Here is a 16767-nt window from a genome sequence, read left to right as displayed (position 1 = left end):
TTAGCCCACTAGGTTACAAATCTCACGCTGCGATTAAATAGCCTCGAGTTTGAACAAATTTTAATTCTCAAAGATAAACAGACCTTCGGATAATTTCGCTTAATTAAACAGATAACCTTTACAACAACAAATACCTGTTGTAAATTGTTAACAATGAACAGTGTCATGTTAACTAATTCGGTGGCTTAATGAAAGTATCATCACAAACAATCAAAAGTGTAAAAGTCGAGTATTACCAAATTCCGCTAGCAGAAGTGTTAAGTGATGCAAAGCATGGCGATCACACTCACTTTGAAGTTATTACAGTGCATATTATGACTCACGACGGGTATGAAGGGATGGGATATACCTACACTGGCGGCAAAGGTGGTCGCGCAATTTATTCACTCCTTAACGATGAAATAAAGCCCGGTCTAATTGGACAAAATTCTATGTCTATCATGGCAATTTGGGACAAATTGCAGTGGGATCTTCATTATGTTGGCCGAGGTGGACTACTTAGCTTTGCGATTTCAGCAGTTGATATAGCGCTGTGGGATATTAAGTGTAAGCGCTTAAATGCACCATTATGGCAAGTTGCGGGTGGTAGCAGTGACCAAACAAAATGCTATGCAGGCGGAATAGATTTAAACTTTAGCCAAGAAAAACTGCTTAGTAATATAGATGGTTATTTAAATCGTGGCTTTAATGCAGTAAAAATTAAAGTCGGTAAACCCAACTTTAAAGAAGATATAGAACGTGTAGCCGCAGTAAGAGAGCTAATAGGTAAAGATAAAATACTTATGGTAGATGCCAATTACTCAATGACTGTTGAGCAAGCTATTCGTTTTGCTAAATCAATTGAAAAATACGACATAACCTGGTTTGAAGAACCGACTATACCTGATGATTACAAAGGCTTTGCTCGCATAGCACAAGCGACTTCAATACCGCTTGCAATGGGTGAAAATTTGCATACATTGCACGAATTTGGCTATGCGATTAGTCAAGCTAAATTAGGTTTTTTACAACCAGATGCATCAAATATTGGTGGCATAACAGGGTGGTTACATGTAGCGAGTATGGCATATACCCATAATTTACCTATTTGTAGCCATGGCATGCATGAACTACATGTATCACTGTTGGCATCTCAGCCTCACGCTGGTTTTTTAGAAGTTCATTCATTCCCTATAGATGAATATACAACACGTCCTTTAAAGCTTGAAAATGGGCAAGCGTGCGCGCCAGATATAATTGGGACGGGTGTAGAATTTGACCCTCAACTAATGAGAACACATTTAATTAAACAGTCGTAACTAGAAAAATTAGTAATAAAAGAAAAGAGTTGTTGTGTGTCCACAAATTCAGTGTAGAAATTATTTATCAAGGAATGAATGATAATCTCTTTGTCATAAGTTTTAATTTATGAGTACTGATTTTGTGGACGCTTTTATAAAGGTAAATAGTTATTGCCATTGCAAATATTGATTGTTTTACACAAACCCAAATTGCTTAGTCTGCTGTAAAACTGTTGGTTGCAATTCACACCGAGAATAGCTTCATTACCTAGATTTTAAATTAATTAGTTAGGGGCTCTCACAACTCCGTCAAAAGCCAGCTTTAATTGCTGGCTTTTTTATATTTAAAATAGCAATAAAGAGCATCAAATTACCATTTTTAAGCAAAATCAGTGTATTTGTATAATAAGGTTGCGATTAAAATGGTGTAACAAAAATAGATTAATAATAGAAATTAGGTTTCATTATGACGTCAAAAGTAACTGGTATTAGCGAGTTTCCCGATGCGTTTGCACAGCAACGAAAAGTAACAGGAATGGGTCAAATGGATGACCAAAACGATCCTATAAATATGATCTTAGGCTTAAAAGATGTACGAAAAGCAGCGCATAATTGTGCTGTTTTTCAATCGGGTGCTAAACCTGGACGTATTGTAATTCCATCAGAAGTGGCAATACGTGAAACACGCCAAATTCCGTTTGAAGTAGACCCTCCTCAGCACGGTGGCTTTCGTGAATTATTAAACCCTTGGTTTAAACGCCCATTAGATGAATGTTACCAAGCGCGTTTACAAACCATTATTGATGAAACTATTGAAAACGCCTTTAAAGCAGAGTCGTTTGATGTGGTGTCACAATTTGCTTTACCACTTCAATCTAAAGCGTTAACGCTGTTACTTAATACCTCAATGGATAAAGCACAAACATGGATAGATTGGGGTACTCATGTATTTAGAAGTGAAGACAGTGACCTTGATGGCGATAAAGCCAATATTCTATACAACTACATTGATGAGCAAATAGAAAACGCCATTGCAATCCCGGGTGATGATTTATATTCAGTGCTTTTAAATTCACAGGCGAACGGTAAAAAGCTGAGTAAAGAAGAAGTAAAAGGTGTGATGATCCTCACCTTTGCAGGGGGGCGCGACACCGTTATAAACGCGATCACAAACTCTATTGCCTACTTTAGCGAAAACATCAGCGATTTAAAGCGTATTGATGATGAGCCTGAAATATTAAACAGGGCCGTAGAAGAACTAATTCGCTATTTTTCGCCGCTTACGCAAATGGGCCGTGTCGCTACGCAAGACACAAGTGTATGTGAGCACGCTATAAAAGCCGACACACGAGTTTCGTTATGTTGGGCGTCGGCTAATCGCGATGAAAAGGTATTCAAAGATCCCAACAATGTCGACTTCGATCGAAAAGTTAACCCGCATATTAGTTTTGGTTTTAGCCATCACAATTGTTTGGGCGCAACGCATGCCCGCCAAATTCTACGTCAACTAGTGTTATCACTTGCTAATAAAGTTGCTCAAATAGAGGCAATAAAAGCAGATGAAAATATTGAAAAACTCGGTGAGTTTTCAAGAAAGGTTGGCTTTAACAGTCTGCACGTTAGCTTTAAATCAAAATAAAAACACCGTAGAAAATAGTTAAATAAATACAGTAACAAGTAAAAGTAGAGGATTAATACGATGGCGAAAGTAATATTTATAACCCAAAAAAACGATGCAATTGAAGTAGAGGGCGACAGTGGCTCGCTAATGGAACTGGCATCAGCAAATGGTGTTGCTGGTATTGATGGTGATTGTGGCGGTGTATGTTCGTGTGCAACGTGTCATATTTACTTAACACCGGATGACTTTAAAAAAGTAGGTAAACCCGATGAGATAGAAAGCGACATGCTAGAGCTGGACGATAACGTAACGCAATACAGCCGTTTATGTTGCCAAATTGAGGTGTCTGAAAATATTGATGGCATGACCTTCAGAGTAGCCAATTAAAAGCGGGTACAGCATTATGCAAAACACACAATTAGAGCCAAACTCACTGCAGCAAAGCGTTGTTATTATTGGTGCAAGCCATGGAGGCGTTAACTTTGCATTTAACTTACGCCAGCAAGGTTGGCTGGGTAAAATTACGTTACTCGATAGCGATCCTGAACTGCCATATCACAGGCCACCGCTGTCTAAAAAAACGCTGCAATCGTTAGAGGTAAAATCAATACCTTTAAAGGTGCAAAAATCCTACACAGATAGCCATATAGATTTATGTTTAGGTGAGCGTGTTACTGCAATTAATAAAGATAACAAAATAGTTACTATTGAAAATAATAAGCATCTAGCATTTGATAAATTAGTAATCGCAACCGGTTGCTCAGCTTTTATTCCTCCAATTACAGGCCTTAGTGAAACTGTAGATGAATATGGCACCTCTCAATATTTCGCAATGCGAACACATAGTGATGCCGTAGCAATAAAAAAAGCGCTAAGTGCAAGCAATAACAAAGAAGTGGTGATTATTGGTGGAGGTTATATCGGCCTTGAATCGGCGTCATCCTTTATTGCACTTGGCGCTAAAGTAACGGTTATCGAAAAACAAGAAAAAATACTATCGCGAGTCACATCATCTGCTATGTCTAACTTTTTAACTGATTTACACAAAACGAAGGGGGTAGACCTGCAAACAGCAAAAGATATTGTACAAATTAAGCACACAAACAATAAACATTATGTGCAATGTAGTGATGGCAGTGAGTATCCCGCCGATTTTATTTTAATTGGCGTAGGTGTAAGGCTAAATACACAACTTGCAACAGATGCTGAGCTGGTGGTTGAGCAAGGCATAAAAGTAAATGACGTATGCCAAACATCACACCCTGATATCTACTCAATTGGTGATTGCACTATTCATTTTAATAAAATTTATAATCGTTGGATCAGACTTGAGTCGGTACAAAACGCAGTTGACCAAGCTAAAGTTGCTGCGCAGTTTTTAGCTAAAAATAATACGTCAGCTCCTGCACTCCCTTGGTTTTGGTCAGATCAATACGAATATAAATTACAAATAGTAGGTTTATCACAAGGCTATAACGAGATTATTAAGCGCCAAGAAGCTCCCGGTCAATTTTCACTTTGGTACTTTAATAACGACACACTGCTTTGTGTGGAAGCTGTTAATTATGCAAAGGCCTATGTACTTGGCACACAGGCTATTAAGCAAGGTTTAAAGGTAAACAAACAGGTATTGAACAATTTGACTATAGCACTTGCAAAACCTCAGTTATTTCAGGCGTAACTGCTGTCGATACTGATGCGGAGTCACTTTAAAGTGATGTTTAAACTGCTTAATAAAATACGACGGGCTAGAAAAGCTTAAATCGTAAGATATATCAGTCACCGAAACATCACTTTGCCCGAGTAACCGTGCGGCATTATATAACTTGTGCTGAATCAGGTAGTCGGAATAAGGCACTCTAAAGTGCTTTTTAAATACCCTTGAAAAATACGAAGGTGATAAATGGCAAAGGGCTGCGGCTTGCTCAAGTGACAGGTTAAGGCCGTTATTTGTTTTAAGCTCATTAATTACCGGAGCAAGCTTTTTAAAACTTGCTGAGCTACTTAATGACGTTTGCTGCTTAGATAAACTGCTTTTACCATATTCGCACACCATAGTGATTAAGCTATCAAACAGTTGAGCACAGGTTTTACTTTTAGGATTTTCGTTAAATTCGCTAAGCATCCAAGCGAGCAACTTATGAATCCTTTTTTGTATTTCAATGCTAAAGCTTAAATGCAAACCAGTTTTTAGTAATTCTATAAATTCTTGTAAGGCCTGATTATTAAGGCGTTCAGGCATAAATTGCACAATATACCAAGATTTAGGGCGCGGATTTAAAGCAAAGTCGTGGGTTTCCATAGCGGGTGTAAAAACGGCCTCAAAATCAGAAAGAATCGATTCACCTTGATGATAAAAATAAGTGCCGTCAATTTGTTCAAAAAATATAAATTCATGCACCTGATGAAAGTGCATAAAACATGAATAGCTATCGTGCTGAAGATAACTTACATGATGAATTTCGAAATCGTAACCGTCTTTTATACAAAACGGTTCACAGTAAATTGTCGGTTGCTTCATAACATAATACTTATATTTAGAGACTTAGGAGTCTACATGTACAAGGCAAAAGCTGCAATTGCAGATGGAAAAGGCGGTTTTTTCTTCGATATCGTTAATGTCGGAAAACCAAGTGCTGGCGAAGTAAAAATTAAAATAAAAGCCTCAGGTATTTGTCATACAGATTGGGATTCAATTAAAACGTGGAATAAAAAATTTATCATTGGTCATGAAGGCGCAGGAACCGTTGTTGAGTTGGGCGAAGGTATAACGGAATTTACTATCGGCGATAAAGTAATACTAAATTGGGCGATTCCGTGTGGTGAGTGTTTCCAGTGCCAAGAGGGTAATTTACACATTTGTGAAGTAAATAGCCCCGTAACTGGCAATGGTTTATGCGGACACGCAGGTAAACAAGCGTGTGAGCATAATGGCAATAGCTTAGAGCGCTCATTTCATTTAGGTACGATGAGCGAATACACCGTCGTTAAGGCTGCTGCAGTTATAAAAATACACAGTGACATTCCTTTTCCAAGTGCAAGTATTGTTGGTTGCGGCGTAATGACCGGTTACGGATCAGTAGTTAATGCAGCTAAAGTAAAAGCAGGTTCTTCAGTGGCCGTATTAGGCTGTGGAGGCGTAGGACTAAATGCAATACAAGGGGCTGCAGTTTCAGGCGCCGCTAAAATAATAGCAATTGATTTGTCACCGGAGCGATTAACACAAGCTAAAGCATTTGGTGCTACACATACCGTACTTGCTAAAAAGTATGACCCTGATTTAGTTCACATGATAAACGAAGTTAAAGCGCTAACAAATAGTCGCGGAGCCGATTATGCCTTTGAGTGTACAGCAGTGCCGGCACTTGGTTCAGCGCCATTAGCATTAATACGCAGCGCGGGAGTTGCGGTACAAGTGAGTGGCATTGAGCAAAAAATAGATTTTGATTGCGAACTATTTGAGTGGGATAAAATTTATATAAATCCGCTCTACGGGCAATGTAATCCTAAGCGCGACTTTGCTCAAATACTAGACCTTTATGACGCAAAAAAGCTCAAGCTCGATGAGCTAGTCACAAAAACTTACTCGTTAGATGAGTTACAAACAGGCTTTGACGACATGCTAGCAGGGCGTATCGCTAAAGGTGTCGTCGTGTTTGATGATTAAAGGAGTATAAAATGGCAATTCATCGTTTAGAAATATCAAATAGCAGCTACACCGCTGATAACTTTGTAACGCTAACCGCGTATAGCAGCCACTTAAAAGGGCGAGGTGATATAAGCATTTACCAAGAAGCAACCAGTAATAAAAATGTACCTATAATTGTATTACTGCATGGTGTGTATGGTAGCCACTGGGTGTGGAGCCAGCTAGGGGGCGTACATAAAGTGTATCAGCAGCTTCGTAGCAGTGGCCTTAACGAGTTTGTATTAGTGATGCCATCAGATGGCGCGCACGCCGAGGGCAGCGGGTATTTGCCACTTAAAAATGCAGATTATGAAGCATGGATTGCTGATGATGTGATTAGCGCTGTTATTCAAACTCAACCAATGTGCTCAAACTCATCAAATATTTATATTACGGGGCTTTCAATGGGCGGCTATGGCGCTTTGTGTTTAGGCGCAAAACATTCAACTATTTTTAGCGGTATATCAGCGCACTCATCAATTACCAAGCTTGACGACTTTACTCATTTTGTTGATGAACTCACTCTAACGCCCCTAAAACAGACCAGTGACAAGTACGGCGGTGATGTGTTTAAAACACTTAGTGCTAATAAAAAAACACTACCGCCGCTTAGATTTGATTGCGGCAAAGACGATGTACTTTTTAGTGCTAATTCTGCATTAGCTCAAAAGCTAGCTGATGAAAATATTCCTCACACGTTCAATATTTTTGCAGGCACCCATTGCTGGGAGTATTGGCACGAACATGTAGCTAAAACTATGATCTTTTTTGCTCAATTAGAAAGCAAAACTCACACACAATTAAAATAAGGAAATAACCCATGAAAGTCATTAGCTCACTTTTAATTGCATTTGCATGTACTGCATCAAGCAATTTAGTCGCACAGCCAGAAGTATCCGTAAATTTAAACGTAAAGCGAAGTATTGACGGCCTATCAACCTTTGATAGAAGCAAATATATTGTTATGCACTCGATGCTAACAACAACCGATTGGAAGGGGGAAGAAGATAAGCTCGACTACTTACTTAACGACCTTGATGTGTACTTTGGTCGTGATAACGGTTCTATGCCGTATTACGCGACTCAAGTTGAGCAAAACCCAAATAATCTAGGGTACGCAAGCCCTGAGAGTATCGCTGCTTATGGCAAAACTGCTCGCGAAGATTATTATGGTAAAACGTTGTCGAAGCTTCATAAATACGACAATAGAGCCCATGTAATGATAGGCGGGCAAATTAATCAGTTTTGGATTGGTAATCATAAAGGCAAAGGCGAATGGAGCTTTGCTAATACCGATGCCGTGGGTCAATACATGGGACATTTTGTAAATGAATTTTATCGAAATGACAACCAAGGACCGAACAAAGGCCCAGCACGCCCACAATACCTTGAAATACTTAATGAGCCACTTTACGAACTTGTTGATGTACATCACGGTAAGCCTATCGATACATTTATTTTTCATAACGAAGTAGCCCAAGGCATACGAAAAGTTAATACAAGTATTAAGATTGGTGGGTACACCACTGCCTTTCCATGGTTTGACGATAACAATTTCAATCGTTGGGATGAGCGAATGAAGCTATTTTTAGATACCAGCGGTGAATACATGGATTATTTTTCGATTCACCTTTATGACTTTGGCTACTTAAACCGCGATAAAGGCGTTGCTAACTTTAAAGGAGCCCGTATAGAAGCCACTATGGATATGATGGAGCAATACGAAAAGCTTAAACTAGGTAAGGTAAAACCTTTCATGATTTCGGAATACGGCGGGCGTGACCATAAAACAGAAGCAACGCCATGGACTGCAATAAATGACTGGCAAACTATGAAATCGTTTAGCCCTATGATGATGCAATTTATGGCTAAACCGAATCTCATACTTAAAGCCATTCCATTTAGTTTAGCAAAAGCAGAGTGGAGTGGTAATGAGGGACGCGATTATGCTTGGCGCTTACTACGCCACAATGACGAAAAAACAGGTGAAACAGGCGATGAATATGTATTCACCGACATTATTAAATTTTATCAATTGTGGTCAGATGTAAATGGCACACGTGTTAATACTGAATCAAACGAAGCCGACTTACTAGTAGATAGTTATGTAAACAATAACAAAGCATATGTAATTATCAGTAATTTAGAAACAAGTGCTAATAGCGCCTTGCTAAATTTAACAGAGCTACCAAGCAATCCGATTAATAACATTAAAATTAAGCACTTGCACTTTGCTAATGGTGAGCCAACACTTACAACAACATCACAAAATATTGGTGTAAAAAATGAGTTACCAAAAAGCATTAACATAGGCGCAGAAGCCACAGTAATTATTGAATATACGTTCAGCGACAATATAAAAATTATTGCTGAGTCTGACGAGCATAAATACTATGCAACAACCTACAAACAGGCAATTAAAGCCAATACAGCGCTTAAATTTAACATTAACGATGTAAAAATAAGTGAATATGGTAAAGGTATATTGCGTTTAAGTTTTGGTAGAGAGCATGATTTAGCTCAACAACCTATCGTTAAAGTAAATGACACTTTAGTTACTGTACCAACCGATTATGCCGGTGATGAGCAAGTATTTCGCCCACAAGTATTTAGTATGCTAGAAATCGAAGTACCAAACGAGCTGTTAAAAACCAATAATACAATATTAGTTACATATCCTGATGATGGCGGATTTGTTAGCAGCGTGACGCTCCAAGCGTTTGAGTACAGTGATGATATTTAATTTAAAAAACTAACTATTTGTTATGATATAAAAAGCAAGGTCACTAATTATTAGTGGCCTTAGTTGTTATTCGTCCGCTTTTTAAATTCATAGACAATCTTTAATTATCACAGAAGTCTTATTAAATTTTAAAAATAGATGGCATAATTCGTATGCATTAGTGATTGATCTTTATGTGTATTATATTTACTTGTGCTATTGGCCGAAAAGAAAACAGATGCCTTAATGGTTGGCGGAAGCTTATTTTATGTTTATCCCGCACTACTTGTTTATGGGGTACCAATATCAATTTTATTAAAAAAATTTAATGTTTTTAATTTACCTATGGTTCTTTTAGCGAGTGTAACTCCATTTATTATAATTATTCCAATGGGATGGAATGAGCCTATAATACCCTTATTTGTAATTTGCTTTGGCTCTATTGTTGTGGCTATAGGTTGTTGGTATACACGTTTACTCTTATTTAAAAATAAAAAAATAACCAATAACCTGTTGCAGTTTAAAAGAGAGTTACCGACTATCAATCATAAGTATATCTAGTTTATGTTGAGCCCTGGTTTGATTTTTTATGTCGATAGGTTCAATCATCTCGCATTCATCTCTGATCATTTCAGGTATTAGGCTAGGATAGTGTCGGCAATCCTCTGGTCGGTCGAGGTAGATACTGCAGGTATACATATTTTTAGCGAGAGGGTCTTTTTTAGGGACAATTTCTAAAAATGGGCAAGCATTTAGCCTTAATCCTGTTTCAGGATCGAACCAAATCTCATTGTTTTTAACGTATTCATAAATTTCGGGATTAAAAAGCTCCCATAAATCTATTTCTTCTTTTGATGCGCTTAAATCGCCGCCGCCGTATTTAATACAGCATTTACCACACTGGTTACATTCTTTCATAATTTAGTTGGCTGTTAACGAGTTTAAGTTAGTCGCTAGTGTAGCACCGAATTTATTTATAGCTGTTCTAAAAGATTCGCGTTTTTGATAATAAACAAATCATACATACTAAAATTACTGATGACACACCTTGTTACCCTTTATAGCGTGCACATCAATATGAATAGTTTAGGCTCAATGTTTATAGAAATAAATTAGCAGGGAGTAACCATGAAAGACGCTTTAGATAATTTTAAGACAGAATTTAATGCAAAACGCTTGTATTGGAAAAATCTGAAAAGCTACAAAGCAAAAGTGTTCTTTATCCTCTTATTTGTAGCTGTTATTGCGCTAAAATTATTTACGACGGTTTTTACCTTCGATTGGATAGTGGGTTTGTTTTAGTACCTTTTTCTGTTTTTACCTGAGCACGTTAAGTTCTAGCCCTAATTTAAATAAAATTTTAACCACAACGCGTTTAACGCCTACGCTATGTTCATTATTAATGTATTATTACGCCATACAGCTAATTCAATAAATCAGTGGTTAAAATAAGCTTTTAACGACTGAAAATACTATTTTTACTAAAGTAAAAGCATTTAGTTTAGTAACTCTAAAGGATACCTCGCGATGATGAACACAAAAGTATATAAAGCGGTACATGACCTTGCAGAAGATTTAATGGCGGCAGCTAATAAAAATAACCGTGAAAAGTTTGAATCGTTATTTGCAGAGCTAAAAGCTATTTGTATAGAAAATGAAAACACATCAAAAGATCACCCTGTACAATGGGAAACGCTAGCTGATTTTACCGAAGAGCTAGAGGAGGCAATCACTACTTATGAAAAAGCATTAGAGAAGTCGGTTGCGATTAATAACAAAGATCACATGTCGTCGGTTGCTTTTTCAATGGCTACGTTACAACTAGAGCTTGGTCAAAAAGACGAGGCCATTAAAAATCTTCAAAATGCTAAAGTTAGCGCTAATAAAATTGAAGACAAAGAGCTTAAAGCTGAAATACATGACCTACTAGAGTCACTTATTGAAGAAGAAGGTTAAGCTGATTTAGTGAGTATTATTTAACGTTTTATTTAGCTTTATATTTAACAAGAAAGCGCTGGTGGGTTATTTCATACCTTCAGCGCTTTTTTGTATTACAAAGTAAATTAGTTTTGTTTGTTTTTAATCGCTAATTTATCCATAAAGTCCACAATGTACTTTGCTATTTCAACTGGTTTTTCTTCAACACTAAAGTGCCCAGAATCGAGTAAATGCAGTTCTGCGTTTGGTACATCTTTTAAATACGCTTTAGCGCCTGCAGCTATAAATGCTGGATCGTTTTTACCCCATACAATTAATGTAGGTGGCTGATGCTCTCTTAAATATGCTTGCCATTTGGGGTAGTCGAGTAGGTTGTTGTAGTAATCTTGTAGTAGCTGTACTTGAATTGATCGATCAGTTTTAGTTTGTAAAAAATGAAGGTCGTGAGTCCAGCTATCAGGGTTCATTATTTGAGTATTATTTTGCACATCGCGTAAGTACTGTTTATTAGTAATGGCTTGCTCTGAAGTAAATGAATACAGCTTAGCTTGTTGTGCTTTGGATTTATCTTGATTAGCTGTTTTAAAAAATGTTTGCCTTGCAGGAGTTAAACCTTCTAAATATGCATTACCATTTTGCACGATTAATGCCTCGAGTTTATTTGGGTTACTTAACAGCATTCTAAAGCCTACAGGTGCTCCAAAATCTTGAATGTAGAGGCTGTAGCGCTTTACTTTAAGCGTTGTCAGTAGTCCTTCAACATATCTAGCCAGTAACTCAAATGTATATTTTTGATCCCCAAGGTTTGGGCGGTCGCTATAACCTGAGCCTAAATAATCAGGTGCTATCACATGATAACGCCCAGATAAAAGCGGAATAAGCTCACGGTAGCTATGTGATGACGACGGATAACCATGTAAAAGTACAATGGTTTGCTCATGTTGCTTGCCTGCTTCTCGATAAAATATTTTTTTACCATTTACGTTTGCATATTTGTAAGTGGTTTTTGAAGGCCATACAGCATCTGTGGCGTACACTTTGGCGGTAAGTGTAGACATAGATACTAATAAAAACACAATAAATGAGGCGATGTGAGCAGGTCTTATTTTAAGATTGTTTTGTATATCTGGGTGCATAACTAAACTCGTTAATGTTTTGGTAATACTGCTTTATTAACAAATTAGACCAGCCATCTTAATAATTACATTCATTAAAACTTCCAATTTACTTAAATGTCTAAGTATAAAATATAATAATTGTTAACAGTTTAACCTCTAAAATATCAATTCGAATCTGTCGTAAAAAAATATATTCTTAAAAAACTAAGTGCATATATAAAAATTTAATTCTTGTACTTATTTCATGCCGATAAATTAAAAAGTATTTAGTAACATATGCTTACGGTTGTTTTTTGTCGTGTGTGTTATAAGTGACTATTATTTGTAACTATAAATATTGTGTTCATGTTGTTCATTTAAACTTTAAATTCACGTGCCTATTTATGGTACTAAAGTGTGAAATTTGAACAAGTCATTAATTTATTGTTGCATACAGTTAATTGTTAACATTATATTGATTGTGAATTCGATGCCTTTACACAAAGGATTAATTTTCACACCAAGATAGGTAACAAAAAATGAAAAAAAGCTCATTGTATTGCGCGATTTCGAGCGCGCTATTACTTTCAAGCGTTTTTAATGCACACGCTGGCACTGTTATTAAACAAACGTCTTCACAAATGTGTTTTAGAACCGCTGATAATGCAGTAAATGGTACTCAAGTAGTATTAAACAATAACTGTAGCGGTGATGCAGCAGGGTTTAGCTGGACATCTGGTGGGAGTATAAAGCACGTTAAGTCGGGTTTATGCGTCCACCCTGGCGGCTTAGCAAACCCCGTCGATGGACAGCAACTTGTTTTGTGGTCGGGTTGTGACTTTGATAACCGAGTGAAGTTTACTAAAACGTCGGCTAATGCTATTAAGCATGTATCAGGAGGTAAATGTGTTCAACCAACTAACACATCTGACGGTAGTAATTTAGTTGTTAAATCGCAGTGTGGTGCAAATCAAAGTAAGTTTGTTGTTGAGCAACAAGCAAGCAGCGGTGCAAGCGTTAGTAACGATAAAGTTAAGGTACAATTTAATATTGATACAAAACATGCTGTAGGACAGTTTGATAGCTTCGACCGTCGTAAGTTTATTACATTGCACTCATCTAATACCGAAAGTGACTGGTTTGGAAATAATGCTCAAAGTTTAAATGCGCCTAATGCTGATCTTAATTTAATGACGAACTTTTTAGAAAATTATGATGTATATTTTGGCCGCGATACCGGCAGCATGAAATATCAATTAACACAGTTACCAGAAGATTCGGCTAAACCAGGTTATGCAAGTGCGGTAACGGCTACAACTAATGGTGGCGGTGTTAAATGGAATTACTCCAATATTACCACAGATGAAGCTAAAGCAATGCGAAAGCATGAAGGGCGTAACAGTGATTTAATTGTCGCAGCACAGCAGCACCCTTATTACCCAGATGGTACTAAAATTGGTAACCAAAACTGGTCTTTTTCGCAAACTGATACTGCCGGCGAACCACTAGGCACCGCGCTTGGTGATTATATGGCGCAGTTTTTACAAAAGTACTTTAAAGCTGGCGCATCAGATACTCTAGGTCAAAAGCGCCCAACATACCTTGAAGTTATGAACGAGCCACTATTTGAACTACACGACTTTCCTCATAAAGGTTATGACAAAGAAAGTCTATATGACATCTTTAGGCTACATAACTCAGTTGCAGATGTAGTTCATAATAATTCAGCATTGAACGATGTAAAAGTAGGCGGTTTTACAGTGGCATTTCCTGATTATGAAAAAGGGGCAAACTATTTTGATAATTGGAAGCAACGCGACAAGGCATTTCTAGATATTGCAGGAGATAAAATGGATTTTATTTCGATGCACTTATACGATTTTCCAAACTTTCCAGGCGGCCCTGGTGGTCAACATCAAGAGCAATACCGTAAAGGTAGTAACATGGAAGCGACTCTTGATATGGTTGAGCAATACATGGCTTATAAATGGGGGAGTATTAAACCAATAGTCATTTCGGAATATGGATCGCAACTGCAAGGGTCTTTTGGCACTAAATGGACACCGCAACGTGATTGGCTATGTTTAAAAGCAATGAGCTCTATGCTTATGAGCTTTATGGAAAGGCCTAACCGTATTGATAAAGCCATACCGTTTATTCCATTAAAAGCAGAGTGGGGCCGTATAAGCGATACCATTCCGTATTACTGGCGTTTACTACGTCAAGCTAAAGAGGGAGAAGGTGAAACCGGCGAGCAGTGGGTTTACACCGAAATGGTTAAGTTTTACCAGCTTTGGTCAGATATTAAAGGGACGCGAATCGATAGCTGGGCGAGTGATTTGGATATACAAGCAGATGCTTATGTTGATGGCAAAGATGTTTATTTGGTATTAAACAGCCTTGAAAATTCACCAACCAATATTGATTTAAGTGTTTTAGGCGGTGGTTCTAATAGCGTTACTGGCGTAAACATTAAGCATTTACATCCTGATGCTCAAGGTAAACCAGTCCTTGATGATAACGATAGTACAGTATTACCTGATTTAGTTAATTTGGGCACAGAGTCAACGATGATCATTAAAATTAGTCATCAAAGTAATGTGATAATTAATAATATTAATCAAGAAACTAAGCACTACGCAAGTGCTGTGGTTAAAGATATTGTTGCTAACTCAACTCAGTTTTTTACAATTAATAACGTTGATAAAGGAACTAATGGCGAGGCAGTATTACGCTTAGGTGTTGGTCGTCCTCATGGTAAGTCGCTTACACCTACGGTTACTGTTAATGGTAATAAAGTCGCTGTACCTACTGATTTTAGAGGGTACGACCAGGTTAATGGAGGGTTAGGACGCGAACGTTTCTTTGGTGTACTTGAAATACCGGTACCTTATAGCGACCTTGCAAAAACGAATAGTATTGAAGTGACATTTCCAGACACTGGCGGCGCTGTTAGTTCACTTACATTACAAAACTTTAAAATGAGTAAACGTATTACTCGCTAAAAACGTGTAATAAAGGTTAAGTAATAAACAAACTGCGGGTTTATCTATATAATAGATTCGCAGTTTTTTATTTTTATTAGTGTGGCTACAACTGCCTAACACGATACAAATAAACTAATACTAAATATGCGAGGAATGGCTTTAGGTGTATTTTTGCTGTTAAGCCTGTGAGTTTTATGCTTTATAATGAGTACAAGGTACTCATTATTAAAAATAAACACTATTCTCAGAGCGTTAAACTTAGCATGGTTGTTTTATTAATTTAATGGGGTATGTTTTAGAGGAGTTCCACTGGCCAACATACAAGTTATCGTCTTGATCTACGCAAATACAATGCACGTGATTAAAAATGTCCCCGTTACTTTGCATCGGTTGTAGTTCACCGTTTATGTACTGGGGTTGCGGTGCTCCTAAATTAGCTATGAGCGTGTTATTTTTATCAAATATACTAATAAAGCCAGAGTCGTCAGCATTTTTATTGTCAATATGCGACCAGCAAACAGGTGCATAAAATAGTTCGCCTTTGAACACGGGACCGCCAATATATGCCCCATTAGCGCTAATTCTATCAAGGTACTTACCATCAAACGAAAATACTTTTAAACATTGCTCAAAACGAGAGCTTACTATTAATGTGGGATTTGATGGATCGCGTAAGTCTACTTCAATACCGTGGGTGTTGTGTAAATTGTAATTTTCGTCATCATTATGGTGACCGCCCCAATGGTTTATATAGCGGCCTTGTTTATCATAATGCAGTAAAAAGTCGCTGCCATAACCATCGGTTACATATAAGTCCCCATTGGGGGCAATGGCAATATCAGTAGGGCGAAAAGGTTGCTCGGGTTTATAAGCACCGCACGTTTGTGGATGGCCAATACTGTAAATCAGTTTGCCATCTAAGGTCATTTTGGAAATAAAGCCAGCCTGTGGAATGACATTGTTAGTAGGGCTATCCCATTGCTCTGTGCTGTGACCATCCCAGTGGCGATTAACAATCCAGCCACTATCTACAATGTATAAAAATTCTTGCTCGCCTTCTTTTACAATTTTTATAGCGTGTCCACCAGGAAAAGAGCTTCCAAAAGCGTCAAGTAATTCACCGTTTTGGCTATACACTAAAATATTATTAGTCGTGTTATCGGTGATCATAAATATTCTCCCTTGTGAGTCCATCACCATCGCATGACAATTTTCTATAGGGTATTTATTGGGGTTTAACTTCCCCCAGTGGGCGTCTATTTTGTATTTAAATTGACCCTGGCCAATTATTTTCCCGTGCGGGTCTTCGTCATTTTTAGGAGTAGCGTGAGGTATAAGGTGTTTTTGCTCTGAGGTTAACATACAGAATTTTCCATATAAAAAAACCAGCTTATGCATTGGGCTATAATGCATAAGCTGGTTTAGGCTAGAAGG

Annotated in this window: 15 protein-coding genes; 11 read left to right on the top strand and 4 right to left on the bottom strand. The window is 37.6% G+C overall.

Translation table 11 applies throughout. The annotated features are described in order from the left end of the window. Positions 1–188: 188 nt before the first annotated feature. The 4 genes from I6F48_RS07555 (at position 189) to I6F48_RS07540 (ending at position 4582) form a co-directional block, all read left to right on the top strand. Positions 189–1298, top strand: coding sequence for a mandelate racemase/muconate lactonizing enzyme family protein (locus I6F48_RS07555; protein WP_165741463.1), 1110 nt, complete (start codon positions 189–191; stop codon positions 1296–1298). A 448-nt stretch (positions 1299–1746) separates the two neighbouring features. Further along, on the top strand, positions 1747–2919 hold the full coding sequence (locus I6F48_RS07550; RefSeq protein WP_197119178.1) for a cytochrome P450: 1173 nt from the start codon (positions 1747–1749) through the stop codon (positions 2917–2919). A 60-nt stretch (positions 2920–2979) separates the two neighbouring features. Continuing rightward, the gene (locus tag I6F48_RS07545; protein WP_165741151.1) at positions 2980–3288 is read left to right on the top strand and encodes a 2Fe-2S iron-sulfur cluster-binding protein; all 309 of its coding nucleotides are present in this window, start codon (positions 2980–2982) and stop codon (positions 3286–3288) included. A 16-nt stretch (positions 3289–3304) separates the two neighbouring features. Beyond that, positions 3305–4582: an NAD(P)/FAD-dependent oxidoreductase gene (locus I6F48_RS07540; protein ID WP_197119177.1), complete on the top strand. Its 1278-nt coding sequence runs from the start codon at positions 3305–3307 to the stop codon at positions 4580–4582. Here the strand turns inward: I6F48_RS07540 and I6F48_RS07535 are convergent. Next, positions 4568–5422, bottom strand: a complete 855-nt coding sequence (locus I6F48_RS07535; protein ID WP_231611814.1) for a helix-turn-helix transcriptional regulator — start codon at positions 5420–5422, stop codon at positions 4568–4570. The genes I6F48_RS07540 and I6F48_RS07535 overlap by 15 nt on opposite strands. Before the next feature lie 36 nt (positions 5423–5458). Here I6F48_RS07535 and I6F48_RS07530 point away from each other — a divergent pair, with 36 nt between their 5' ends. The 4 genes from I6F48_RS07530 (at position 5459) to I6F48_RS07515 (ending at position 9872) form a co-directional block, all read left to right on the top strand. Further along, a complete protein-coding gene (locus tag I6F48_RS07530) occupies positions 5459–6568 on the top strand; it encodes a Zn-dependent alcohol dehydrogenase (RefSeq protein WP_197119176.1) in 1110 nt (369 codons plus the stop codon). A gap of 11 nt (positions 6569–6579) precedes the next feature. After that, positions 6580–7398, top strand: a complete 819-nt coding sequence (locus I6F48_RS07525) for an alpha/beta hydrolase (RefSeq protein ID WP_197119175.1) — start codon at positions 6580–6582, stop codon at positions 7396–7398. A gap of 11 nt (positions 7399–7409) precedes the next feature. Beyond that, a complete protein-coding gene (locus tag I6F48_RS07520) occupies positions 7410–9332 on the top strand; it encodes a beta-agarase (RefSeq protein WP_166113100.1) in 1923 nt (640 codons plus the stop codon). A gap of 225 nt (positions 9333–9557) precedes the next feature. Further along, positions 9558–9872: a hypothetical protein gene (locus I6F48_RS07515; protein WP_165727321.1), complete on the top strand. Its 315-nt coding sequence runs from the start codon at positions 9558–9560 to the stop codon at positions 9870–9872. Here I6F48_RS07515 and I6F48_RS07510 read toward each other — a convergent pair. Then, on the bottom strand, positions 9843–10229 hold the full coding sequence (locus I6F48_RS07510) for a YkgJ family cysteine cluster protein (RefSeq protein ID WP_197119174.1): 387 nt from the start codon (positions 10227–10229) through the stop codon (positions 9843–9845). The genes I6F48_RS07515 and I6F48_RS07510 overlap by 30 nt on opposite strands. 210 nt (positions 10230–10439) lie before the next feature. Between I6F48_RS07510 and I6F48_RS07505 the strand changes: the two genes are divergently transcribed. Together I6F48_RS07505 and I6F48_RS07500 are read left to right on the top strand one after the other, a co-directional pair. Then, the gene (locus I6F48_RS07505; protein ID WP_197119173.1) at positions 10440–10613 is read left to right on the top strand and encodes a hypothetical protein; all 174 of its coding nucleotides are present in this window, start codon (positions 10440–10442) and stop codon (positions 10611–10613) included. Positions 10614–10838: 225 nt separating this feature from the next. Continuing rightward, positions 10839–11267, top strand: a complete 429-nt coding sequence (locus I6F48_RS07500) for a tetratricopeptide repeat protein (RefSeq protein WP_149592459.1) — start codon at positions 10839–10841, stop codon at positions 11265–11267. 107 nt (positions 11268–11374) lie between these two features. Here the strand turns inward: I6F48_RS07500 and I6F48_RS07495 are convergent, their stop codons facing one another. After that, positions 11375–12385, bottom strand: a complete 1011-nt coding sequence (locus I6F48_RS07495) for an alpha/beta fold hydrolase (RefSeq protein ID WP_166376295.1) — start codon at positions 12383–12385, stop codon at positions 11375–11377. A 500-nt stretch (positions 12386–12885) separates the two neighbouring features. Between I6F48_RS07495 and I6F48_RS07490 the strand changes: the two genes are divergently transcribed. Beyond that, the gene (locus I6F48_RS07490) at positions 12886–15351 is read left to right on the top strand and encodes an agarase (RefSeq protein ID WP_197119172.1); all 2466 of its coding nucleotides are present in this window, start codon (positions 12886–12888) and stop codon (positions 15349–15351) included. 240 nt (positions 15352–15591) lie between these two features. Here the strand turns inward: I6F48_RS07490 and I6F48_RS07485 are convergent, their stop codons facing one another. Further along, positions 15592–16695: a 6-bladed beta-propeller gene (locus I6F48_RS07485; protein ID WP_197119171.1), complete on the bottom strand. Its 1104-nt coding sequence runs from the start codon at positions 16693–16695 to the stop codon at positions 15592–15594. Between the last annotated feature and the right edge of the window lie 72 nt (positions 16696–16767).

This window comes from Pseudoalteromonas sp. SWYJ118, from assembly GCF_015864505.1.
GTDB classification, from domain to species: domain Bacteria; phylum Pseudomonadota; class Gammaproteobacteria; order Enterobacterales; family Alteromonadaceae; genus Pseudoalteromonas; species Pseudoalteromonas arctica.
Note: the sequence above shows the minus strand (reverse complement) of the source record. Positions and strands in the feature narration are given on the sequence as shown.

Bases quoted from the DNA above. Each gene is read 5' to 3' on its own strand.
- I6F48_RS07515 (WP_165727321.1), top strand. From the start codon at position 9,558: ATGGTTGGCGGAAGCTTATTTTATGTTTATCCCGCACTACTTGTTTAT.
- I6F48_RS07555 (WP_165741463.1), top strand. From the start codon at position 189: ATGAAAGTATCATCACAAACAATCAAAAGTGTAAAAGTCGAGTATTAC.
- I6F48_RS07505 (WP_197119173.1), top strand. From the start codon at position 10,440: ATGAAAGACGCTTTAGATAATTTTAAGACAGAATTTAATGCAAAACGC.
- I6F48_RS07490 (WP_197119172.1), top strand. From the start codon at position 12,886: ATGAAAAAAAGCTCATTGTATTGCGCGATTTCGAGCGCGCTATTACTT.
- I6F48_RS07545 (WP_165741151.1), top strand. From the start codon at position 2,980: ATGGCGAAAGTAATATTTATAACCCAAAAAAACGATGCAATTGAAGTA.
- I6F48_RS07495 (WP_166376295.1), bottom strand. From the start codon at position 12,385: ATGCACCCAGATATACAAAACAATCTTAAAATAAGACCTGCTCACATC.
- I6F48_RS07535 (WP_231611814.1), bottom strand. From the start codon at position 5,422: ATGAAGCAACCGACAATTTACTGTGAACCGTTTTGTATAAAAGACGGT.
- I6F48_RS07520 (WP_166113100.1), top strand. From the start codon at position 7,410: ATGAAAGTCATTAGCTCACTTTTAATTGCATTTGCATGTACTGCATCA.
- I6F48_RS07525 (WP_197119175.1), top strand. From the start codon at position 6,580: ATGGCAATTCATCGTTTAGAAATATCAAATAGCAGCTACACCGCTGAT.
- I6F48_RS07485 (WP_197119171.1), bottom strand. From the start codon at position 16,695: ATGTTAACCTCAGAGCAAAAACACCTTATACCTCACGCTACTCCTAAA.
- I6F48_RS07550 (WP_197119178.1), top strand. From the start codon at position 1,747: ATGACGTCAAAAGTAACTGGTATTAGCGAGTTTCCCGATGCGTTTGCA.
- I6F48_RS07530 (WP_197119176.1), top strand. From the start codon at position 5,459: ATGTACAAGGCAAAAGCTGCAATTGCAGATGGAAAAGGCGGTTTTTTC.
- I6F48_RS07500 (WP_149592459.1), top strand. From the start codon at position 10,839: ATGATGAACACAAAAGTATATAAAGCGGTACATGACCTTGCAGAAGAT.
- I6F48_RS07510 (WP_197119174.1), bottom strand. From the start codon at position 10,229: ATGAAAGAATGTAACCAGTGTGGTAAATGCTGTATTAAATACGGCGGC.
- I6F48_RS07540 (WP_197119177.1), top strand. From the start codon at position 3,305: ATGCAAAACACACAATTAGAGCCAAACTCACTGCAGCAAAGCGTTGTT.